Source organism: Haemophilus parahaemolyticus (assembly GCF_002015035.1).
Taxonomy (GTDB): domain Bacteria; phylum Pseudomonadota; class Gammaproteobacteria; order Enterobacterales; family Pasteurellaceae; genus Haemophilus_A; species Haemophilus_A parahaemolyticus.
The window spans coordinates 14,901-36,978 of sequence record NZ_MUXY01000023.1; the positions used below are offsets into that span (position 1 = coordinate 14,901).

Consider the following 22,078-nt stretch of genomic DNA (forward strand, 5'->3'; position numbering starts at 1 on the left):
TTGGAGCTGGAAGTTAGAAAACCAAATTCAAAAACAATTTTATTAACTGGAAACAAAAAAATGACTGATTACAAAAACACCTTAAATCTGCCTGAAACAGGCTTTCCGATGCGTGGGGACTTAGCAAAACGTGAACCTGCGATGTTAGAAAACTGGTATAGCAAAAACTTATACCAAAAAGTGCGTGAAGCTTCTAAAGGCAAAAAATCTTTTATTTTGCACGATGGCCCTCCCTATGCGAACGGTAATATTCACTTAGGTCATGCGGTTAATAAAATTTTAAAAGATATTATTATGAAATCGAAAACCGCATTAGGTTTCGATACGCCTTATGTACCAGGTTGGGATTGCCATGGTTTGCCGATAGAGTTAAAAGTAGAAGGTTTAGTGGGTAAACCAAATGAGAAAATCTCAGCGGCTGAATTCCGTCAAGCTTGCCGCGAATATGCAAAAGAACAAGTAGAAGGACAAAAAGCTGACTTTATTCGTATGGGAATTCTAGGGGACTGGGATAATCCATATTTAACAATGAATTTCGACACAGAAGCGAACATTATCCGTACTTTAGGTAAAGTCATTGCTAACGGTCATTTATACAAAGGTTCAAAACCTGTTCATTGGTGTTTGGATTGCGGTTCTTCTTTGGCAGAAGCGGAAGTAGAATATGAAGATAAAGTTTCCCCTTCTATCTATGTACGTTTCCCAGCGGTCAATGCACAAGAAATTGAGCAAAAATTCGGTGCGGAAGGCAAAGGAAGCGGTCAAATTTCTGCGTTAATTTGGACAACCACACCTTGGACATTACCATCTAACCGTGCGATTTCATTAAACGAAAATTTTGATTATCAATTAGTCCAAATGGGCGAAGAACGCTTAATTTTAGCGAAAGAATTAGTGGAAGCCGTAGCAAAAGCTGGCGAGATTGAACAGATTGAAATATTAGGCGAAATCAAAGGCAGCGAGTTAAATTTACTTCGCTTCCAACACCCATTCTATGATTTCAGTGTGCCATTTATTTTAGGCGACCACGTTACCACTGACGGCGGTACAGGTTTAGTTCACACCGCACCAGACCACGGTCAAGATGACTATATCGTTTCACGTAAAAATGGTATCGAAATGGCGGGCTTAGTGGGTAACGATGGCAAATTCAAATCTGATGTGCCATTCTTCGCGAGCAAAGGCGTGTTTGAATCGAACGAATTAGTGTTAGACAAACTCAAAGAAGTAGGTGCATTGTTCAAATTAGAACGCATTAAACACAGCTACCCACATTGCTGGCGTCATAAAACCCCAATTATTTTCCGTGCGACACCACAATGGTTTATCGGAATGGAAACCCAAGGCTTACGCCGCCAAGCGTTAGGCGAAATTAAATCAGTGCGTTGGATCCCAAGTTGGGGCGAAGCACGAATTGAAAACATGGTAGCAAACCGCCCAGACTGGTGTATCTCACGCCAACGTACTTGGGGTGTGCCAATGACAATGTTCGTACATAACGAAACCGAAGAGCTACACCCTCGCACACTTGAGATTTTAGAAGAAGTGGCAAAACGTGTGGAAGCGAAAGGCATTCAAGCGTGGTGGGATTTAGACCCTGTTGAAGTGTTAGGCGAAGAAGATGCGAAAATCTACCGTAAAGTGCCGGATACGTTAGACGTATGGTTCGATTCAGGATCAACCTACGCCTCTGTGGTCGAAGCCCGTCCAGAGTTTAATGGCAACAGTGCTGATATGTACCTTGAAGGTTCAGACCAACACCGTGGATGGTTTATGTCATCATTAATGCTTTCTACCGCAACCAACGGCAAAGCACCATACAAACAAGTATTAACGCACGGTTTCACCGTTGATGAAAAAGGCAGAAAAATGTCTAAATCATTAGGTAATGTGATTGTGCCAAGCGAAGTTTGGAATAAAAACGGTGCAGATATTTTACGTTTATGGGTAGCATCAACTGACTACACAGGTGAAATTACCGTTTCACACAATATTTTAAATAGTGCCGGCGAATCTTACCGTCGTATTCGTAACACAGCTCGCTTCTTATTAGCCAACTTAAACGGCTTTGATCCTAAACGAGACTTAGTAAAACCAGAAGAAATGGTAGCACTTGATCGCTGGGCAGTAAGCTGTGCATTAGAAGCACAAAATGATATCAAAGAGGCCTACGATAACTATCAATTCCATACCGTAGTACAACGTTTAATGCGTTTCTGCTCAATTGAAATGGGATCGTTCTACTTAGATATCATTAAAGACCGTCAATACACCACCAAAGCAGATAGCCTTGTTCGTCGTAGCTGCCAAACTGCATTGTGGCACATTGCTGAAGCACTTGTGCGTTGGATTGCGCCAATTCTTTCATTCACCGCAGACGAAGTTTGGGGTTACTTACCACAAGTCGAAGGTCGTGCAGAGTTTGTCTTCACTGAAGAATTCTATGAAGGTTTATTCTCACTTGGTGAAAATGAAAAATTAGACGATAACTACTGGCAAAAACTGCTTGCAGTCCGTACTGAAGTGAATCGTGTATTAGAACAAGCACGTAAAGACAAAGTCATCGGCGCAGGCTTAGAAGCAAAAGTGACGGTATATGCGAACGACGAAATTCATCCATTGTTAGAACAACTTGGCAACGAATTACGCTTCGTTCTCATCACTTCACAAGCAGTCATTAAACCACTTAGCGAAGCAGATGTTGCAGAAGGCGAACTTGCAGGATTAGCTGTGAAAGTTGAACGTGCAGAAGGCGAAAAATGCCCACGTTGCTGGCACTATGCAACCGATATCGGTGCAAATGCAGAACACCCTTCAGTATGTGGACGCTGCGTTGAAAATGTAGCAGGCAGTGGCGAAGTTCGTCATTTTGCGTAAAACAAATAAAATGTGGGAATGCATTTCCCATATTTTATTAGACTAATTTCTTCGTTTTTTCTTTTGGCAAATCTCCCCTCCCCCTCGAGGGAGAGGGGAGATTTGGCAGTATTGATTAACAAAGAAATTATGTAATACGGTAGCCGAGTTACATACAAGGAAATTGTAAAATGCTGATTCTAAACAAACCTAATCACGCCAAAAAACAACTAGAAAAACTTCGCTTTATTCCGCAAGCGGCGGAAAAAGTAGAATTTCTTGCGGATAGCCGTGCGTTCAAAACTCGCATTTTACAGCTGATCCAATCTGCAAAATCTCGCATTTATTTGACCGCTTTATATTTTGAAAAAGATGAAGCAGGGCAAGAAATCTTAGCTGCACTCTATCAAGCTAAACAAACCAACCCTGATTTAGAAGTCAAAATTTTGGTCGATTGGCATCGTGCCCAACGTGGACGTATTGGCGAAGAAGCCACAAGCTCGAATGCGGATTGGTACACCCAACAAAAAGCCGAACATAACCTTGAAAAAGCAATTGAATTTTGGGGCGTGCCAATTAACAAACGTGAAGTTTTTGGCGTATTACATCTCAAAGGTTTTATCTTTGACAACACGCTAGTTTATAGCGGTGCTAGTATCAATAACGTCTATTTACAACAGTTTGAGCGTTATCGCTACGACCGTTACCATGTGATTGAAAACGCAACCTTAACTGATAGCATGGTTGAATTGCTAGAAAAGCATATTATTAGCCAACCTGCAGTTTTCCGATTGGATGATGCCAATCGCCCGAAAACCTTTGAACTTCGCCCACAAATTAAAGCGTTTCGCAAATATTTAAGCCAACAGCAATACAACTTTGTTGGCAAAGCTGAAGATGAAGATTTAAGTCTTTTACCCATTATCGGTTTACGTAAAGGTAATAAACTGAATAAAGTGATTGAAGCACTATTTTATCAAGCGCAAGAAAAACTGACGATTTGCACGCCTTATTTTAACTTCCCTCGTTCGCTACAACAGCGTATTAAATGGTTGTTAGAAGAAGGAAAATCGGTAGAAATTATTGTAGGCGACAAAACTGCCAATGATTTCTACACTAAACCAGAAGAAAAATTTACGATGGCATCAGCACTGCCTTATCTCTATGAGAAAAACTTACGCACGTTTGCTAGACGTTTTGACCATTTTATTCAAAACAAACAACTAATCATTCGTCTTTGGAAAGATGGCGAAAATAGCTACCATCTAAAAGGCGTTTGGATCGATAACTGCTATATCTTACTCACTGGTAACAATCTCAACCCACGAGCTTGGGCGTTAGATGCAGAAAATGCGGTATTGATTCATGATCCTAAGGCAGAATTAAGTGAAAAAGCACAAACTGAACTAGCCTATATTCGTCAACATACCAAAGTGTTAACCCACTATAGCGATTTAGAACAGCTCAAAGATTATCCAGAAGCGGTACGCAAATTGCTGAAAAAATTCGGCCGCGTGAAGCTCGATAAAGTGGTAAAAATATTGTTGTAAGAACAAATAAACATACTAGAAAGCAGGGCGTGTATAACACGCCCTACGCCTTCTTAACATACCTGAAATCCATATCAAGGAATCACTATGAGTGAACAAATCTACGGCATTCACGCCGTAAAAGCTTTTTTAGATAATGCACCAGAACGCTTAATTGAAGTATTTGTGCTAAAAGGGCGCGAAGACAAACGTCTTAATCCATTATTAGGTGAATTAAAACGCTTAGGCGTGACAGTTCAACAAGTCAACCGCCAAACTTTAGATAACAAAGCACAAGGAGAAGTGCATCAAGGCATTATTGCGCGTGTAGTGCCACAAAAAGAGCTCAACGAACATGATTTAGATGCAATTTTAGCTAACAAATCTGCGCCATTTTTACTCATTTTAGATGGTGTGACTGACCCGCATAACCTCGGAGCTTGTTTACGAACGGCAGATGCGGCAGGCGTTGATGCCGTAATTGTGCCAAAAGACAAATCAGCCCAACTGACCTCAACAGCTAGAAAAGTGGCTTGTGGTGCAGCAGAAACTGTACCGCTAATTCGCGTGACGAACCTTGCTCGCACCATGCGTGAGCTACAAGAAAATCACAATATTTGGATTGTGGGCACGGCAGGCGAAGCTGATGCTGGTATTTATGAAGCTAAATTAACGGGAGCAATTGCATTAGTGATGGGAGCAGAAGGCGATGGAATGCGCCGCTTAACGCGTGAACATTGTGATCAACTGATTAGCATTCCAATGGCAGGATCAGTTTCCTCCCTCAACGTGTCCGTGGCAACAGGTGTGTGTTTATTTGAAATTGTGCGTCAGAAGTTACAAGCATAAATGTCCATAACAACGGCGTTGCTCTTGTGGAGAGGCGAGGTTTACCCTCGCCCAAATTATTTTTACTGGGAGGAAATAACCCGTCCCTACCCTGTAAACTGGTATTTTTAATCTATAAAGAAAACAAATTTTGCGATCTCGCTCGAAAATTTGACCGCTTGTGCTTTTCAAATTTTGCAAAAATCGCTAGCCTTACGGGGGAGAGATCAGTAAAATTCGCTTCTTTATTTAATCCTGCAAAACTAATCCTTTTGCCATAATGGTTCTCCTCTCATAAAAGAACGGGAACACGTGTAATAACGAGGCTTTTTAATGTCAGATCAAATTCAAGCAACTAACATTGCAGTTGCTCATCCTAAATCCGAAAAAGTAAATTTAATGAATATGACGCGTCCGCAGATGCGTGAATTTTTAGCGAGTCTTGGCGAAAAGCCATTTCGTGCTGATCAACTCATGAAATGGATTTACCACTTCGGTGAAGATAATTTCGACAATATGAGCAATATCAACAAGATATTGCGTGAAAAATTAAAACAAGTTGCAGAAATCAAAGCTCCTGAAGTGGCAGTGGAACAACGCTCAGCAGACGGCACAATCAAATGGGCGATGCAAGTGGGTGAGCAACAAATTGAAACCGTATATATTCCAGAAGCAGACCGTGCAACTCTTTGCGTTTCTTCGCAAGTGGGCTGTGCTTTGGCGTGTACGTTTTGTTCAACAGCTCAACAAGGTTTTAACCGTAACTTAAACGTAGCAGAAATTATCGGGCAAGTATGGCGTGCTTCAAAAATCATTGGTAACTTTGGTGTAACGGGCGTGCGTCCGATTACCAACGTAGTAATGATGGGAATGGGCGAACCATTATTGAACGTGAATAACGTTGTGCCTGCGATGGAAATTATGTTAGATGATTTTGCATATGGCTTATCAAAACGTCGAGTGACGCTTTCAACTTCGGGGGTTGTGCCAGCACTTGATGCTTTACGGGATAAAATCGATGTGGCATTGGCGATTTCTCTACACGCACCGAACGATGAAATTCGTGATGAAATCGTACCGATCAATAAAAAATATAATATGGAAATGTTGATCGATTCGGTCAACCGTTATCTTGAAGTGTCAAATGCTAACCACGGTAAAGTGACCATTGAGTATGTAATGTTGGATCACGTGAATGATGAGGTAGATCACGCTCATCAATTAGCGAAAGTATTGAAAAATACGCCGTGTAAAATTAACTTAATTCCGTGGAATCCATTCCCAGAAGCCCCTTATGCTAAAAGCTCTAATTCTCGTGTAGATCGCTTCCAAAAAGCATTGATGGAATATGGCTTTACAGTTACCATCCGTAAAACGCGTGGTGATGATATTGATGCCGCGTGCGGCCAGTTGGCGGGCGATGTTATCGACCGTACCAAGCGAACGTTAGAAAAACGCCGATTTGGTGAAGGGATTGCGGTGAAAGCACAATAGGAAAATAACTTTCTCCTACAACAGGAGAGAGTGAATCTTTAAAAAGGATCATTTATGAAATTCGTAATCTTTTCAAAAATTTTAACCGCTTGTGCTGTGCTATTTTTAGCAGGTTGCGTTTCCTCCCAAATCGATCCGGAATTTAATCGCTCGGAAGCCTTAAAAGCTCGAATCAATCTTGCCCTTGCCTATTTAGAACAACAGGATTACCCAAAAGCCAAGGAAAATATCGATAAAGCGATTGCTCACGATAGAAACGATTACCTGCCTTATTCAGTGCTGGCGTATTATTATCAACAAACAGGAGATGTAGCCAACAGTCAGAACGCCTATCAAAAAGCATTGAAACTCAGCCAAAATCGCCCAGATGTGCTCAATAATTACGGCACTTTTTTATGTAAGCAAGGTCAATTCCAACAAGCTTATTCACAGTTTGAACAAGCCCTCCAAAGCAAGCACGCTTACTATCATCAAGCCGATACGCTTGAAAATATCATTCTCTGTGCAAAATCAGAGCCCAATTCGCAAAAATTTAATGAAGCATTCGCCCAGTTGGAAAAATTAGATAAAATAAAGGCAGATAAGCTCCGTTAATTCTTAGGAAAGATTATGTCAGATTTAAACCAGACCATTAGCCAAGTAATTGCTGGCGAGTTAAATGTGAAACCACAACAAATTTTGGCAGCAATGAATTTATTGGATGAAGGGAACACGATCCCGTTTATCGCGCGTTATCGCAAAGAGGTCACGGGTGGATTGGATGACACCCAACTCCGTCACTTTGAAACGCGTTTGATCTACCTACGTGAGTTGGATGATCGTCGTCAAACCATTTTAAAATCGATTGATGAGCAAGGCAAATTAAGCGATGAGTTGCGTGAGAAAATCTTTGCTACGGAAAGCAAAACTGAGCTTGAAGATCTCTATTTGCCGTATAAACCCAAACGCAGAACACGTGGGCAGATTGCGATTGAAGCAGGGCTTAAGCCATTAGCAGAACAACTTTGGCAAGATCCAAGACTCACACCTGAATCGGTGGCTGAGCAATTTATTTCTTCCGATAAAGGCGTGGCAGACAGCAAAGCAGCTCTTGATGGGGCACGTTATATCTTAATGGAACGCTTTGCCGAAGATGCGGAACTACTTGCAAAACTTCGCCAATATTTGACCGCTAATGCGGCGATTGAAGCAAAAGTCATTGAAGGCAAAGAGCAAGAGGGCGAGAAATTCCACGATTATTTTGCTCATAGCGAGCCACTCAAAAATGTGCCTTCACATCGAGCGTTAGCGATGTTCCGTGGACGTAATGAGGGTATTTTATCACTCTCTATCAACTCTGATCCGCTTGCAGAAGAGGGAGCAAAATCCAGCCAGTGCGAAGAGATTATTCGCGAACATTTGGGCGTGATTTTCAACAATCAGCCAGCCGATAAATGGCGTGAGCAAGTGATAGCATGGACTTGGAAAGTCAAAGCATTACTGCATCTTGAAACTGAGTTGATGGCAAACTTACGTGAAAAAGCGGAAGAAGAAGCGATTGATGTGTTCGCTCGCAATTTGTCTGCTCTCTTAATGGCAGCCCCAGCAGGTGCTCGCAATACTATGGGCTTAGACCCTGGTTTGCGTACGGGCGTGAAAGTTGCCGTTGTAGATAATACTGGGAAACTACTGGCAACTGATACGATTTACCCTCACACCACAGGCAAAACAGCAGCGGAAGTTTCACTGTATAAATTGATTAAACAGCACAATGTTGAGCTTATTGCGATTGGTAATGGCACGGCTTCGCGTGAAACTGAACGTTTTGCCAAAGATGTTTTAAAACAAATTAAAAGTAGCAAACCTGATATGCAGATTCCACAAACCGTGGTGGTGAGTGAAGCAGGTGCTTCGGTTTATTCTGCTTCTGAATTGGCGGCAAATGAGTTCCCTGATTTGGATGTTTCATTGCGTGGTGCAGTGTCAATTGCTCGTCGCTTGCAAGATCCGCTGGCAGAGCTAGTAAAAATTGAGCCAAAAGCGATTGGTGTAGGACAGTATCAGCACGATGTAAACCAAACGCAACTTGCCCGTAAACTTGATGCGGTGGTGGAAGATTGTGTAAATGCGGTTGGTGTGGATTTGAATACGGCTTCTACTCCATTGCTTGCTCGTGTAGCAGGAATGAGCAAAACATTAGCACAAAATATTGTGGCTTATCGTGATGAAAACGGGCGTTTTAACAGCCGTTCAGACTTGAAAAAAGTGCCGCGTTTAGGACCAAAAGCCTTTGAGCAATGTGCGGGCTTTATGCGTATTTTAAACGGCAAAAATCCGCTTGATGCCTCAAGTGTTCACCCAGAAGCTTATCCTGTAGTAGAAAAAATCTTACAAGCGACTCAAGCAACGCTTGCAGAATTGATGGGTAATGAGAGCAAAATTCATCAGCTCAACGCAAAAGATTTTGTCGATGAACAATTTGGCTTGCCAACGGTAAACGATATTTTCAAAGAACTTGAAAAACCAGGACGCGACCCACGTGGTGAATTCAAAACAGCAACTTTCGTGGATGGCGTGGAAGACATTAAAGATCTACAAGTAGGCATGATTCTAGAAGGTACCGTCACGAATGTGGCAAACTTCGGGGCATTTGTTGATATCGGTGTGCATCAAGATGGTTTAGTGCATATTTCAATGCTTTCAAATAGCTTTGTGGACGATCCGCATAAAGTGGTGAAAGTAGGCGATGTAGTCAAAGTGAAAGTGCTTGAAGTGGATGTGGCACGGAAACGTATTGCATTAAGTATGCGTTTAGATGAAAAACTGACCGAGCGTTCAGAAGAAAAATCGCCTGTTCGAAAAAATTCGGAAAAATCTGACCGCTTACAAAGAAATAGTGGACGTAATCAGTTCACAAATAACGCCTTTGCAGATGCTTTAAAAGGCTGGAAAAAGTAGTATAAATCGCCATTTTGATTATTTTAAAGTCAAATAACGTTTTACACTTAAAAAAGATTTGCCGATAAGATAAGAAATGGGTATTATACGTAAACCAAATGCGGAGTGGTAGTTCAGCTGGTTAGAATACCTGCCTGTCACGCAGGGGGTCGCGGGTTCGAGTCCCGTCCATTCCGCCAATTTATTCCCATTATGAATTTGGCTTAAATCTAAATTTATAATTTTGCGGAGCGGTAGTTCAGCTGGTTAGAATACCTGCCTGTCACGCAGGGGGTCGCGGGTTCGAGTCCCGTCCGTTCCGCCACTTATTTTGAAACGTCATAATATACCTCCTATGCGTTAATGGAAAAAACCTTTGAGCAATCAGAGGTTTTTTTCTATCTTTTCTTTAATTACACCTTAATTTTCTACTTTTAATCCATTTTTAATTGCTATTGACAGTTGTTTTTTTTTTGTACAATTTGGCATAATTTTATCCCATTATTAAGGAATATTTTATGTCTGATTTAAGCGATCTAATTGATAACCCTTCTCCTCGTTGTGCCTGTATTTTAGTCCTAGATACTTCAGGTTCAATGAGTGGTGATCCTATCAATCAATTAAATTCTGGTGTTCATGAATTTATTAGCTCTGTTCAAAAAGATGATTTAGCAAAATATTCTGTTGAATTGGCTATTTTAACTGCTGGAATGAGCATTGAAGAAGTAATGCCATTCACTATTGCAAAAAATATTGACTATAACAGCCATTTTGAAGCGAATGGTTTAACACCTTTAGGTGGTGCAGTTGAGCAAGCATTACGAATGCTAGAAGAGCGTAAAGAAGAATATCGTCAAACAGGTACACCATATTACCAACCGTGGTTAGTACTTATTAGTGATGGCGCTCCAACAGATCATTGGCAATATGTTGCACAAAAAGCTAAAGATCTTTGTAATAACAAAAAACTCGTTTCTTTAGCTGTGGGAGTGAATAATGCAGATATGTCTATCTTGAGTGAATTTAGTAATCGCCCCGCATTAAAACTTCAAGGTTTGAACTTCAAAGATTTCTTTGAATGGCTTTCTGCAAGTATGAGCCGAGTATCAGGCTCTGGTTCAACAGCGGCAACTGTTAATTTACCTCCTGTTAACTCTTGGGCGTCAATTTAATGCAGGTTTTTGATAAACAAAATGCCCCTATGGAATTGGGGCAGTCATTGGGCAGAGGTGGGGAAGCTGAAGTTTTCCTATTAAAAACACGAGATGATGTCGTCTTTAAATATTATCATTCAGAAGTACTAAAAAAACGTGCTAATCAGCTTGAGAAAAAATTAGATCTGATGCATCGCATTGATACTTTACGACAAGATAAGCAACTAGCTTGGCCACTTTTACTCGCTTATAATGAAAATCAAAAGTGGATTGGCTATGCCATGTATCGTGCCAAAGGTGTTACGATGGCAAAATTAGCTCATGCAATAGCTTATGAAGAGCATTTTCCAGGTATTAACCGTAATCGCTTATTAGGTTATTTATTAAATTTCCTTTCTGAAGTTGAGAAATTGCATCAACAAAATATTATGGTAGGAGACTTCAACCTCAATAATGTTTTGCTCGATCCTAAAACTGATAAAGTCACTTTTGTAGATTGCGATAGTTATCAAATTGAAATTAATGGTCAATTTTTCCCATGTGAAGTGGGTAGTGCCGACCTCACTCCAAAAGAACATCAAAATACTCCTTTCAAAGATATTAAACGAACTTTAGAAAGTGAATACTTTTCTGTTGCAATTATTCTATTCAAATGCTTAATGCTAGGTCGCCATCCTTACGATATTGTAGGCGGAGCAGATCCTGTACAAAATCTCTGTAATGGAAAATTTCCGTATATTTCAAAAAATAAAAATGATATCCCTAAAGGTTGCTGGCATGTAATGTGGACGCATATTCCTGATTATTTACAGCAACTTTTTATTAGAGTATTTACTGTTGGTGCTTCTGATCCTAAGAAACGACCAACCATTTCAGAATGGAAAGTGGCATTTAATTTATATCTTAAAGAGCTAAATAGAGGGATGCACACCAATGCTATTAGACCAGCTTTACCCAAAAATATCTAACATAAAGTTTACCGTTAAACATATTAAACATATTAAAGGAATTTTGAAAATGAATAATATCACCCCCTTACCAGCCATTAATGATAATAAAGTAGAAGTTCAAGAGAATAATCTTCAACCTAATGAAGAGCAAAAACCACCCCAAGTTCATTTGCCACAAGAATCCGCTGAATCAACTATTACAGAACCTACTTCTACACAAGAAAAATTAGAAAAATTAAAAGCCATTAAAGAGAAAGAAAAAGCATTAGCCGAAGAAAAAGCGAAACTTGAACAAGAAATAAATCAAAGAAATTCGCAAAAAGAACATGAAATCCCACCGCTTGTCCTTAATAATAGAAAATGGTTTGCGGAATATGAAGCTGTTGTAGGTTTAAAACATCGTAAACCTCTTCCACCAGGTCCAGGTCAAGATGCAGCATTTGCATCTGCAGAAGAGCAATTTTCTGTGATTGTAACTGCAGATGGAGCGGGTAGCTCCATTGTTTCTGATATTGGCTCTCAGCGTGTGGTTTCAGGGATTTATCGTTTAATTCACACACTTTATCGTAGTCAATTTGCTCAATTAGATGAGGAAATTGAAGTAAATAAAGAAATTGTTCAACGTTGGGCATTAATTTTAACAAAACATGCAAAAGGCATTTTAGAAGATTTATCTAATGAATATCGTAGAGAGATAAAAGATTTCCGTTGCACTTTACTCGTTGGTGTTGTTGGAAAGATTCAAACTTTCTGGTTTAAAGTGGGTGATGGTGCCATTATTAAAGAAACACTTGAAAAAAATCAAAATAACGAACCTGAATATCAATTATCTACACTTGGTGAAGTTGGAAAAGGTGAGCATGCTAATGAGACGGTATTTATTTCTGAATCATTAAGTCCTGAAGATGTATATTACGGCTCTTTCTTTAATAATAATTTAACAGCTCTTTTTGCGATGAGTGATGGTGCTGCATTTAAATTTATGTCTAATGATGGTCGACGAGTAGCGCCTAAATTATCTAAATTGGCAGAAGCCTTACGCAACAACGAGCTTAAACGTTATGATTTAACTAAATTATTCTATTCAGAGCCTTTCTTAGAAGGTCATGATGGTGATGATTGCAGCATTGCATTAATTGCTCGTTAATATTGATTAAAGCCACTTAGCGTTATTTCTAAGTGGTTCTTTATTTCTAATTATTTTATTTAGATTTTTTTATGCTTTTAACTTTAATTTTTTCGTTTTTAATGGTGATAGTTTTTCTTGCTGTTGCCTTTTCTTTTTATAATAGAGAAAACCAATTAGGGAAATTTGGTTTTAGAATTATGTCATCAGCACCGACTATTCTTACCTCAATGGGGATATTAGGTACATTTGTTGGTATTAGTTATTCTTTACTTGAATTTAATACAAATGATTTAGATAAAAGTATCCCAATTTTACTTGATGGAATGAAAATTGCATTTTTAACCAGTGCGATCGGGATGACACTTTCTATTTTCCTAAAAATCTTAATGTTAATATTAGGTAAGGAAAATGAAGCAGAAGAGAATCAGATTATTATTGACAGTATTCAAAAGCAAACAAATAGCTTAAATGATAATATTCCAGAATTACTCACTAAATTAGTAGAAAGCTCAGAATTACAACAGAAAAATATGAAGTTATTTGAGCGTAAGTTATTCAAAGAGTTACGAGATTTTGGCACAAACATCACAGATATAACCACTCAAAGTGTTATTGATGCTTTAGAAAGCATCGTTGTGAATTTTAATGATAGTTTAGCAGTTCAATTTGGTGAAAATTTTGCAAGATTAGATGAAAGTGTTAAGGGAATGTTGAAATGGCAAAAAGGCTATAAATCGCTACTGGATAATTTAGCCAATAACCATGAACTTAATGCAAGAACATTAGGTGAAGCGAAGGATTCAATGTTATCTATTGAGCGTTCTATTAGTAATATTCCTTTATTAGTTAAGGATTTTGAAAAACTGATTCAATTTAACCAAAAACAAATCGGTAGAATTGGAGAAGAAATGATGATTTTTACAGATATTAAAGATAAAGTATTAGAATCTTTCCCTGAAATTGAAAGACGTTTTACTAATATTGCAAATACTATCGAACAAGCTAGCCAGCAGTTTAATGATCAATTAGTACAGCATACTCATAATATAAGTGCTAATCTCACAAAAATTGCACAAGATTTAATTATCGATGTGGGAACAAATAATCGTACAATTATTCATGGCAATGAACAATATTATCAAGAACTTATGATAACAACAAATAAAATACAAAAAGTCTTAAAAACATTTGATGAACAGCTCTTTAAACAATTAACAGAAATGCAATTATCTTTTAAACAATCTGTTGAAGAGATGACTCAAGAACAAGTTTCTCAATTCAGACACGTAATGGAAAATCTTTCAAAAGAAAATCAGCATTTTGTTGATAAATTATCAGAAAGTACATTTAGTGGTTTATTTGGAAAAGTATTTAAGAAGAAATAATTTATGTCATTATTAAGAAAGAAAGATAACAGTAGCCAGCATTGGCTGACTATTTCAGATTTAATGTCAGGACTAATGATTATTTTTATTTTTATTGCTATTTCATTTATGCGTTCGACTTATTTAGAAAAAGAAAAAGTAAAAAAGATAGAAATACAATATGAAGAATTAATATTAAAAGATAAAAACCTAGACGAGGCTATAAGAGAGTTGAATGAGATTAAAGAAAAAAATGATGTATTACATTTAGAAAAAGATAAATTAACTGAAAAGTTAGCTCAGCTTGATAACTTTAATGCTGTATTACAGTTAGAAAAAGATAAATTAACTAAAAAGTTAGCTCAATTTGATAACTTTAATGCTGTATTAGATGAAAAAGAAAAAATTAGTCAAGAATTGACTCAAATAAAAGGAATCGCAGAGGCATATCAAAATAATCAACTGGCTATTTATGAGGCTTTAAAAAAAGTCTTCCCTGATGATGAGTTATCAGAAGATAAATTGAATGCGGAGATTGATAAAGAAACATTGACGTTTATTTTTAAATCTTCTGATTCATTATTTGATAATGCCTCAGCGAACTTAAAAGGGAAATATAAGCAAGCATTAACGGTCTTTTTCCCAAAATATATTCAGGCAGTACTACCCTATAAAGATTCTATTAGTGAAATTCGTATTGAAGGGCACACGAGTAGTGAATGGAATGTCTTTCCAAAAGAAATTAAAAATAAAGATATAGATATTAAAGATTTATATGGATATTTTGGCAATATGAATCTTTCACAAGATAGAACAAATTCCGTGCTTAATTATGTTTTGAATGATTTAAGAACAGAAATCCCTAATGAATATCGAAAATGGTTAAGAGATCATACAGCAGCGGTTGGGCTTTCTTCCTCTAAGCCTATTTTGGATGAAAATGGCAATGAAGATAAAAATAAATCTCGGAGAGTAACTTTCCGTATTATAACAAACGCAGATAGTAAAATTCAGCAAATCCTACAGCAGTAATATTTATAGAATCACACAGAACATTGCTTTTACTCTATACCGTGATGAAGTATAGTGCATGTGAGCTTAATCTTTATTAGGCACACATCGATCTTGATTAAGCAAGGCTTACCACATCTGGTTTTCCTGCTTATTGATAGCGATAAAAGGTATTATAGCTCATCCCCATAATTTTATGAGCTTGAGAAATGCTACCTAACTCTTCGACTAAATTAAGTAAACTCGTTTTGTGTTTAATGAGCAGGGATTAGAATAAAACATGAGAGTTTCTTTTTTGTTTAGATTAATTTTGACACTCATATTCTAAACAGGAAACTCTCACTTTTTATTGTGGTTTGTCAGATTACAACTGATCTTCTACCGCTTATATTCTTACTATATACCATTATTCAGCCATAAACGTAAATGCGACTTCTCGTCGCTCTTTAATCAGCCGTTTACGTTTCCAAATATGCATAATCCGATGGTTTTTATTGGTCGTTAATATTCGTTTTTGCTTCAATCTTCCTTTACGTTTCATTTTGTTTCTCCTGATTTACACTCTCTTCATTCTGTTGTTCTAATATTTTTTGCTCTTGTTGGAGTTTTTGTTCTTCAACACGCAGATGATTGACCAAGCTGCTGTAATATTTGCGAATATTTTCCACATAGCTAAACGCCTCAAAACCACGTGCATAACCATATTTTAAATTGGCGTAATGACGTTTTTCCGCCAAAAGCGGGAGATTTTTCTTTACATCTAACCAATTATCAGGATCTCCCCCAAGCTGTTTGGTTAAACGACGCACGTCCAACAAATGCCCTAATCCCATATTATAAGCCGCTAAACCATACCAAATGCGATCCTCAGAGGGTACAGTTTCGGGGATTTGGCGAATGAGCATATTCAAATATTCTGCTCCACCGCGAATACTTTGTTCGGCACTGGTTCGATCGATCACTCTCATTCGATCTGCAGTATCGCGGGTGAGCATCATCATTCCACGTACGCCTGTTGAAGAGGTTGCATTCGGATCCCATCGAGATTCTTGGTAAGCAATGGCCGCCAACATAGGCCACTCTAGCTCCCCTTTATGTTTCTCAAATAGAGCCCGATATTTTGGCAATATATTTTTGACTGCGTTGAGATAAATAGAGGCATCCGCATAATCAAAACGGTTCAAATGGTTGAAGTATTTTTCTTCAATCCGAGCAATCAAACCTGTTTCATTGGCGTTATCCATAAAATCCAACACAGAAGCCTGTAATTCGCTAAATGAGCTTTTGTCAAAATACCACACTACTGGCATTTCATCAGTTAAATCAAAACCAACTGCCAGATTAGGGTTGATATATTGTGCAGAAGAAATATCCACAGATGGTGCAATAGTATAAGGAATTTTACCCTCAGCTACTTGCAAAAGCAGCTCTTCTTGAGTGAATTTATCTGTTGTTTGCCATTTTAAAAGCGGTTGATTTTCTTTTAATTGTTCCAAAATTGGAAGCACCGCCGAACCAGCCGGCACAAGGATTTCTGCTTGTAACTCATTTAATTTATATGGACGCTGCGTACCTTTTCTATATGCTACTTGCCAAGAGGCAGAGTAATAGCTTGTGCCAATTTGGAATTGTTCGCCATGCGAAGACTGATAAAGTAAGCCCGCCGCAGCCATATCAATTTTATTCTGTTTTAAGGCTTGGAAAAGCTGCTCGCTGTTATCAAATAGCGTGATATCAAGTTCCACCGCCAAATAATCAGCAAAAGCCTTACTGAGCTCATACTCAATACCCGCCTTACCTTCCGCATTGACAAAATAAGCCAGCGGGTGGTTAATCATCCCTACTTTAAGCTTTTTAGTATGCTGAATTTGCGTATAACGGTTTTCTTCAGCTTGCATCAATTTTTGCCACGGATAAACCATATCCCACGACCATAACAAGAGAGCAATCGCTGTCGTTAAGGAGAGAAATAGACCTTTCAAAAATACCTCTTATCAACGATATTTATCTAAAAAACGGTAGTAAGGAATCCCCACCTTCAATGCCATTTTCTTAATCCATTTTCCGCCATAAAAATGCGGTATTTTTAATCCCTCAAAAATTGCAAGGCGTTCATCATTACCACAAATCGCTTCGCTAATAATTCGTCCTGCTAAACCTGTTAATGCAACCCCATGCCCTGAGAAACCTTGTGCAAAATAAACATTCGGTTTTGCTCGCCCGAAATGAGGCGTGGAATTCATCGTCATATCAATAGGACCGCCCCAACCATACTCAATTTTAGTATCTTCCAGTTGCGGGAAAACAGCAAGCATTTCTGAGCGCATTTTAGCGATCATATCCACATTCGTGCTGGAATCAGAACCAAAAAGCAAGCGATTATCTGCAGACAAGCGGTAATAATCGAGCAATAAATTGTTATCGCAAACTGACATTCCATTGTTAATCAGGCTATCTGCCATTGCTTGAGAAAGTGGTTCAGTTGCGATAATAAAGCTTTCTACAGGCAAAATGGTATTTTCAATGCCGAACGTGATTTTTTTAGAAAGTGCATCAATGTAAGCATTTACCGCTAACACCACATGTTCACAGCTCACGGTAACGTTTTTAGCAAAAACAACCGCTTGCGTATCGCTTTTTACTTGAATTTCAGTGGCGGGCGAATGCTCGTAAATTTCTACACCTGCTTCAACACAGGCTTTTGCCAAGCCTAAGCAGTAATTTAGCGGATGCAAATGCCCAGAATTGCGGTCGTATAAACCGCCCACATAAATATCGCTGCCTAAATGCTGTTTGAGCTGAGCTTTATCCCAAAGCTGCATATTGGTATAGCCACATTGCTCCTCGCTCGCTTTTTGCATTGCGATTAGGTCATCCATTCGGCGGTTATTGAGGGCTAATGTTGCGTAACCTTTTTTCCAATCGCATTGAATGCCATACTTTTGCACACGCTCGTCAATAATATCGATCGCTTCAAGCGACATATCCCATAATTTTCGAGCTTTCTCAAAACCGATATGATCGATATATTCATCAATACCTTCTTCAAAGCCGTTAATGGCCTGCCCCCCCGAACGCCCCGATGCACCAAACCCCACACGAGCACCTTCTAAAACAATCACTCTTTTGCCCTGTTCAGCTAGCTCTAAAGCGGCAGAAAGCCCTAAAAAGCCCGCACCAATCACGCAAACATCAGCAGATTGGTTGACAGAAATTTTGGGGAATTGAAGATCGAGATTGCGAGAATCGTAATAATAAGAAGAACGGTGTTCTTGGTAAGCAAAATTCAGCATAAAAAATAAGATTGATTAAATAAAAATAGCTACAATCGTAATAATAAAAAGGATTTAAATCAACGAAAATTTTATTTAATGAATTTAAAGAAATTATATGGAAAAGAATGATGGCGCACCCGAGAGGATTCGAACCTCTGACCGCTCGGTTCGTAGCCGAGTACTCTATCCAGCTGAGCTACGGGTGCGTATTGAATTGTTATAAGAATTTATTTTATCAGCGACTATTTCAAACCTAATAGAGTAAAGTTTAAAATGGCGCACCCGAGAGGATTCGAACCTCTGACCGCTCGGTTCGTAGCCGAGTACTCTATCCAGCTGAGCTACGGGTGCGTGATAAAGTAAATGGCGGTGAGAGAGGGATTCGAACCCTCGATAGAGCTTTTGAACCCTATACTCCCTTAGCAGGGGAGCGCCTTCAGCCTGCTCGGCCATCTCACCACTCACTGTGTCTGTGTGCGGTGCATATTACTAGATTTAAAAAATATGTCAAACGCTTTTCTGAAAAAAATCTTGAATTTGTTTACACTTGCCTACTGAATAGGCGAAATGTTTATTTTTTAGGAATTTTAAAACAAAAACGGTGAACTTTTGCGAAGGTTCGTAAATCTTCCTCAAAATTCCACCGCTTGCTTAAATTAAATGATTAGCTAAATAATTTACCTAACATCCCTTTTGCCGCTTGTGCCATCAAGTCATTCACATTTAGATTGTTTAAATCAGGCAATTGACCGTTTGGTGTGAGCATATCCACCATTTTCGGTAAATATTCCGCAAGTACATTACTCGCATCCAGTTCAGAAACTCCCACTTTCTGTGCCGCTTGGCTCATATTTTCTTGCCCTACAACCTCAACGACTTGATTCGCAGAAATCGGCTGATTTTTTTCATCAGTACTAATCCACGATTTCAAAATTCCTTCCAAACCACTTTCTTGAAAGCGTTTAATAATGCCCTCAATTCCACCTTGAGATTGCAATAGCACTTGAATTAACTGAATCGCCACCGACTGGTTATTATTACCATTATTTAAAATAGATGACGCTACCGAGCCTAAAATATTACTTAGCATAAAAATACTCCTAAAAGAAACGCTCTTCAAAACGAGGGCATTCTAACTGATTTTTCAGCATAAAACTGGCAATTTACAAAAAGTTGTGTAAATTTCTGCTATTTAATCAACCCCTGAATTTGTTGCAAACCATTTAACCTTGTGCTGGTCAAATGTGGCGTGATTTTCAAATCATCAAACAGCTGTTGTAAATTAAATTCAGCCAATTCTGCATCAGACTTTTCAAGCAAAGCAGTTTGGACAATCATTAAAATCCCTTGCATTAAGCGAGCATCGCTGTAAGCGAGGACTTTTCTTGGCGATTTTTCAAAAACGAACCATAAACGGCTTTCGCAGCCGTGAATTTCAGGTACGTTTTGCAACTCAGTTTCACTTAATTTAGGCAATTGTCGGCTAAGTTGAATAAGCAAGCGGTATCTTTCTTCCCAAGATTTACAAAGGGCAAATTTTTCGTAAATTTCTGCAAGATTCATTGTTTTTCCTCGATAAAATTTGCAAAAGATTGTAACAATCTGCCCGCTTGTTGTTAATGATTTTATGAAAATTTGCTAGAATAGTCCTATTTACCGAATTTAATAAGGATAAAATTTATGTCATTAGTTCCTATGGTTGTTGAGCAAACCCCGAAGGGTGAACGCTCATACGATATTTTTTCACGCTTGTTAAAAGAGCGTATTATTTTCTTAAATGGTCAAGTTGAAGACAATATGGCGAACTTGATTGTGGCTCAACTGCTCTTCTTGGAAGCTGAAGATCCTGAAAAAGACATCTATCTTTACATCAATAGCCCTGGTGGTGTGGTAACGGCAGGATTGGCAATTTACGACACCATGAATTTCATCAAGCCAGATGTAGCGACCCTTTGCACGGGGCAGGCTTGTTCAATGGGTGCATTCTTGCTTTCAGGCGGTGCAAAAGGTAAACGTTTTGCATTACCAAACGCACGTGTGATGATTCACCAACCTCTAGGTGGTGCACGTGGTCAAGCAACCGATATTCAAATTCAAGCTCAAGAAATCTTAAAATTAAAAGAGATGCTTACCCGTAAAATGGCGGAGCACAGCGGTCAGCCGTTTGAAAAAGTGGCTGCAGATACTGAGCGTGATAACTTTATGTCGGCACAAGAAGCAATGGAATATGGTTTGATTGATAAAGTATTAACTTCTCGTGGTGAGGTGGCTTAATGGCATTTGAAAAAGAACCTCACTGCAGTTTCTGCGGTAAAAAACGCTCAGAAGTCGATCAGCTTGTTGAAGGCACAGAAGGCTTTATCTGTAATGAGTGTATCGAAGAGTCGTACAACTTACTTAACGGTGAAGAAGAGCCATTAATTGATGAAAGCAGCGATGAACAAAAATTCTTCGAAAATGTACCAACACCGCATGAGTTACACTCTCATTTAAATGACTATGTAATCGGTCAAGAACACGCTAAAAAAGTGTTATCAGTGGCTGTTTACAACCACTATAAACGCCTAAAAAGTGCATTATCGAACCACGAAGTAACCAACGGTGTTGAGCTTGGCAAAAGTAACATTTTGTTAATTGGCCCAACAGGTAGCGGTAAAACATTATTGGCAGAAACCTTGGCTCGTCGCTTAAATGTGCCATTTGCTGTAGCAGATGCAACCACTTTAACCCAAGCAGGCTACGTGGGTGAAGACGTAGAAAATGTCATCCAAAAATTGCTGATGAAATGCGATTTTGATGCAGAACAAGCCGAGCGAGGTATCGTCTTTATTGATGAAATCGACAAAATCACCCGTAAATCAGAAAGTGCCTCGATTACCCGTGATGTATCGGGCGAAGGCGTACAACAAGCGTTGTTAAAATTACTTGAAGGCACGGTGGCGAATATCAACCCACAAGGCTCACGTAAACATCCAAAAGGCGAAACCATCCCTGTGGATACCTCAAAAATCCTCTTTATCTGTGGCGGTGCTTTTGCAGGTTTAGATAAAATCGTGGAATCACGTACCAATAAACAAGGCGGTATTGGCTTTGCGGCAGAGTTAAAAAATGACAAAGATCGCCAAGACTTAACTGAGCTTTTCAAACAAGTTGAGCCTGAAGATTTAGTCCGTTTTGGTTTAATTCCAGAGTTAATCGGTCGTTTGCCTGTGGTAACCCCATTGCAAGAATTAGATGAGGAAGCATTAATTCAAATCTTAACGGAGCCAAAAAATGCGATTATTCGCCAATATCAAGCTCTATTCCAAATGGAAAATGTAGAACTTGAGTTCACTAAAGAAGCTCTCGTTGCGATTGCGAAAAAAGCGATTGCCCGCAAAACAGGAGCACGTGGTTTACGCTCTATTGTGGAAAACTTATTGCTTGATACAATGTATGATTTACCAACACTGAAAGCGAAGAAAGTTATTGTGAGTAAAGAATGTGTTGAACGTAATGAGAAACCTATGATTGAGTAATTTCTCGTAGAAGCATAAAATACCTAAGGTTAAAACCTTAGGTATTACTTTTTT

The 22,078-nt window shown here is 38.8% G+C and carries 17 protein-coding genes, 5 tRNA genes and 1 pseudogene; 15 read left to right on the forward strand and 8 right to left on the reverse strand.

All coding sequences use genetic code 11. The features are described 5' to 3' along the window. Nucleotides 1–60 precede the first annotated feature (60 nt). The 13 genes from ileS (at nt 61) to B0185_RS09830 (ending at nt 15,252) form a co-directional block, all read left to right on the forward strand. A complete protein-coding gene (gene ileS / locus B0185_RS09770; protein WP_005707102.1) occupies nt 61–2,877 on the forward strand; it encodes an isoleucine--tRNA ligase in 2,817 nt (938 codons plus the stop codon). Between the two features lie 170 nt (nt 2,878–3,047). Beyond that, the gene (pssA, locus tag B0185_RS09775) at nt 3,048–4,406 is read left to right on the forward strand and encodes a CDP-diacylglycerol--serine O-phosphatidyltransferase (RefSeq protein ID WP_005707142.1); all 1,359 of its coding nucleotides are present in this window, start codon (nt 3,048–3,050) and stop codon (nt 4,404–4,406) included. Between the two features lie 87 nt (nt 4,407–4,493). After that, the gene (gene rlmB, locus B0185_RS09780) at nt 4,494–5,234 is read left to right on the forward strand and encodes a 23S rRNA (guanosine(2251)-2'-O)-methyltransferase RlmB (RefSeq protein ID WP_005707158.1); all 741 of its coding nucleotides are present in this window, start codon (nt 4,494–4,496) and stop codon (nt 5,232–5,234) included. A gap of 312 nt (nt 5,235–5,546) precedes the next feature. Then, nucleotides 5,547–6,707 carry a dual-specificity RNA methyltransferase RlmN gene (gene rlmN / locus B0185_RS09785; RefSeq protein WP_005707123.1) on the forward strand — a complete coding sequence of 387 codons (1,161 nt, stop codon included), beginning with the start codon at nt 5,547–5,549 and terminating at the stop codon, nt 6,705–6,707. Between the two features lie 54 nt (nt 6,708–6,761). Beyond that, nucleotides 6,762–7,301 (forward strand): type IV pilus biogenesis/stability protein PilW, encoded by a 540-nt coding sequence (gene pilW / locus B0185_RS09790; protein WP_005707111.1) that lies wholly within the window; start codon nt 6,762–6,764, stop codon nt 7,299–7,301. Between the two features lie 15 nt (nt 7,302–7,316). Beyond that, nucleotides 7,317–9,644 carry a Tex family protein gene (locus B0185_RS09795; protein ID WP_005707139.1) on the forward strand — a complete coding sequence of 776 codons (2,328 nt, stop codon included), beginning with the start codon at nt 7,317–7,319 and terminating at the stop codon, nt 9,642–9,644. Nucleotides 9,645–9,746: 102 nt separating this feature from the next. Next, a tRNA-Asp gene (locus tag B0185_RS09800) sits at nt 9,747–9,823 on the forward strand. Between the two features lie 48 nt (nt 9,824–9,871). Further along, nucleotides 9,872–9,948: transfer RNA gene (locus B0185_RS09805), tRNA-Asp, on the forward strand. Nucleotides 9,949–10,141: 193 nt separating this feature from the next. Further along, nucleotides 10,142–10,795, forward strand: coding sequence for a vWA domain-containing protein (locus tag B0185_RS09810; RefSeq protein WP_005707124.1), 654 nt, complete (start codon nt 10,142–10,144; stop codon nt 10,793–10,795). Next, nucleotides 10,795–11,745: a kinase gene (locus B0185_RS09815; protein WP_005707146.1), complete on the forward strand. Its 951-nt coding sequence runs from the start codon at nt 10,795–10,797 to the stop codon at nt 11,743–11,745. Before B0185_RS09810 ends, B0185_RS09815 begins: the two co-directional genes overlap by 1 nt. Nucleotides 11,746–11,794: 49 nt before the next feature. Next, a complete protein-coding gene (locus tag B0185_RS09820; RefSeq protein ID WP_005707137.1) occupies nt 11,795–12,874 on the forward strand; it encodes a protein phosphatase 2C domain-containing protein in 1,080 nt (359 codons plus the stop codon). A 71-nt stretch (nt 12,875–12,945) separates the two neighbouring features. Beyond that, on the forward strand, nt 12,946–14,241 hold the full coding sequence (locus B0185_RS09825; protein WP_005707117.1) for a MotA/TolQ/ExbB proton channel family protein: 1,296 nt from the start codon (nt 12,946–12,948) through the stop codon (nt 14,239–14,241). 3 nt (nt 14,242–14,244) lie between these two features. Further along, complete coding sequence (locus tag B0185_RS09830; RefSeq protein ID WP_005707105.1) at nt 14,245–15,252, forward strand: OmpA family protein; 1,008 nt, start codon at nt 14,245–14,247, stop codon at nt 15,250–15,252. Between the two features lie 133 nt (nt 15,253–15,385). Here B0185_RS09830 and B0185_RS10385 read toward each other — a convergent pair. The 8 genes and pseudogenes from B0185_RS10385 to B0185_RS09865 form a co-directional block, all read right to left on the reverse strand. After that, a pseudogene (locus B0185_RS10385) lies at nt 15,386–15,496 on the reverse strand (IS481 family transposase); the annotation flags it as partial. A gap of 265 nt (nt 15,497–15,761) precedes the next feature. Next, nucleotides 15,762–17,213 carry a membrane-bound lytic murein transglycosylase MltF gene (mltF, locus tag B0185_RS09835; protein ID WP_005707092.1) on the reverse strand — a complete coding sequence of 484 codons (1,452 nt, stop codon included), beginning with the start codon at nt 17,211–17,213 and terminating at the stop codon, nt 15,762–15,764. Nucleotides 17,214–17,225: 12 nt separating this feature from the next. Further along, on the reverse strand, nt 17,226–18,524 hold the full coding sequence (locus B0185_RS09840; protein ID WP_005707130.1) for an NAD(P)/FAD-dependent oxidoreductase: 1,299 nt from the start codon (nt 18,522–18,524) through the stop codon (nt 17,226–17,228). Between the two features lie 111 nt (nt 18,525–18,635). Next, a tRNA-Arg gene (locus tag B0185_RS09845) sits at nt 18,636–18,712 on the reverse strand. A gap of 68 nt (nt 18,713–18,780) precedes the next feature. Beyond that, a tRNA-Arg gene (locus tag B0185_RS09850) sits at nt 18,781–18,857 on the reverse strand. A gap of 13 nt (nt 18,858–18,870) precedes the next feature. After that, nucleotides 18,871–18,965, reverse strand: a tRNA-Ser gene (locus B0185_RS09855). Between the two features lie 205 nt (nt 18,966–19,170). After that, the gene (locus B0185_RS09860) at nt 19,171–19,596 is read right to left on the reverse strand and encodes a YidB family protein (RefSeq protein ID WP_005707103.1); all 426 of its coding nucleotides are present in this window, start codon (nt 19,594–19,596) and stop codon (nt 19,171–19,173) included. Between the two features lie 98 nt (nt 19,597–19,694). Next, complete coding sequence (locus B0185_RS09865) at nt 19,695–20,069, reverse strand: SufE family protein (RefSeq protein WP_005707143.1); 375 nt, start codon at nt 20,067–20,069, stop codon at nt 19,695–19,697. A gap of 117 nt (nt 20,070–20,186) precedes the next feature. Here B0185_RS09865 and clpP point away from each other — a divergent pair, with 117 nt between their 5' ends. After that, nucleotides 20,187–20,780, forward strand: coding sequence for an ATP-dependent Clp endopeptidase proteolytic subunit ClpP (gene clpP, locus B0185_RS09870; RefSeq protein ID WP_005707144.1), 594 nt, complete (start codon nt 20,187–20,189; stop codon nt 20,778–20,780). Further along, on the forward strand, nt 20,780–22,024 hold the full coding sequence (gene clpX, locus B0185_RS09875; protein WP_005707161.1) for an ATP-dependent protease ATP-binding subunit ClpX: 1,245 nt from the start codon (nt 20,780–20,782) through the stop codon (nt 22,022–22,024). The genes clpP and clpX overlap by 1 nt, the downstream gene beginning before the upstream one ends. Nucleotides 22,025–22,078 lie beyond the last annotated feature (54 nt).

Coding starts and splice junctions, on each gene's coding strand:
- B0185_RS09810 (WP_005707124.1), top strand. CDS start 10,142: ATGTCTGATTTAAGCGATCTAATTGATAACCCTTCTCCTCGTTGTGCC.
- B0185_RS09795 (WP_005707139.1), top strand. CDS start 7,317: ATGTCAGATTTAAACCAGACCATTAGCCAAGTAATTGCTGGCGAGTTA.
- pssA (WP_005707142.1), top strand. CDS start 3,048: ATGCTGATTCTAAACAAACCTAATCACGCCAAAAAACAACTAGAAAAA.
- pilW (WP_005707111.1), top strand. CDS start 6,762: ATGAAATTCGTAATCTTTTCAAAAATTTTAACCGCTTGTGCTGTGCTA.
- B0185_RS09840 (WP_005707130.1), bottom strand. CDS start 18,524: ATGCTGAATTTTGCTTACCAAGAACACCGTTCTTCTTATTATTACGAT.
- clpX (WP_005707161.1), top strand. CDS start 20,780: ATGGCATTTGAAAAAGAACCTCACTGCAGTTTCTGCGGTAAAAAACGC.
- clpP (WP_005707144.1), top strand. CDS start 20,187: ATGTCATTAGTTCCTATGGTTGTTGAGCAAACCCCGAAGGGTGAACGC.
- rlmB (WP_005707158.1), top strand. CDS start 4,494: ATGAGTGAACAAATCTACGGCATTCACGCCGTAAAAGCTTTTTTAGAT.
- ileS (WP_005707102.1), top strand. CDS start 61: ATGACTGATTACAAAAACACCTTAAATCTGCCTGAAACAGGCTTTCCG.
- B0185_RS09815 (WP_005707146.1), top strand. CDS start 10,795: ATGCAGGTTTTTGATAAACAAAATGCCCCTATGGAATTGGGGCAGTCA.
- B0185_RS09865 (WP_005707143.1), bottom strand. CDS start 20,069: ATGAATCTTGCAGAAATTTACGAAAAATTTGCCCTTTGTAAATCTTGG.
- B0185_RS09825 (WP_005707117.1), top strand. CDS start 12,946: ATGCTTTTAACTTTAATTTTTTCGTTTTTAATGGTGATAGTTTTTCTT.
- rlmN (WP_005707123.1), top strand. CDS start 5,547: ATGTCAGATCAAATTCAAGCAACTAACATTGCAGTTGCTCATCCTAAA.
- B0185_RS09820 (WP_005707137.1), top strand. CDS start 11,795: ATGAATAATATCACCCCCTTACCAGCCATTAATGATAATAAAGTAGAA.
- B0185_RS09830 (WP_005707105.1), top strand. CDS start 14,245: ATGTCATTATTAAGAAAGAAAGATAACAGTAGCCAGCATTGGCTGACT.
- B0185_RS09860 (WP_005707103.1), bottom strand. CDS start 19,596: ATGCTAAGTAATATTTTAGGCTCGGTAGCGTCATCTATTTTAAATAAT.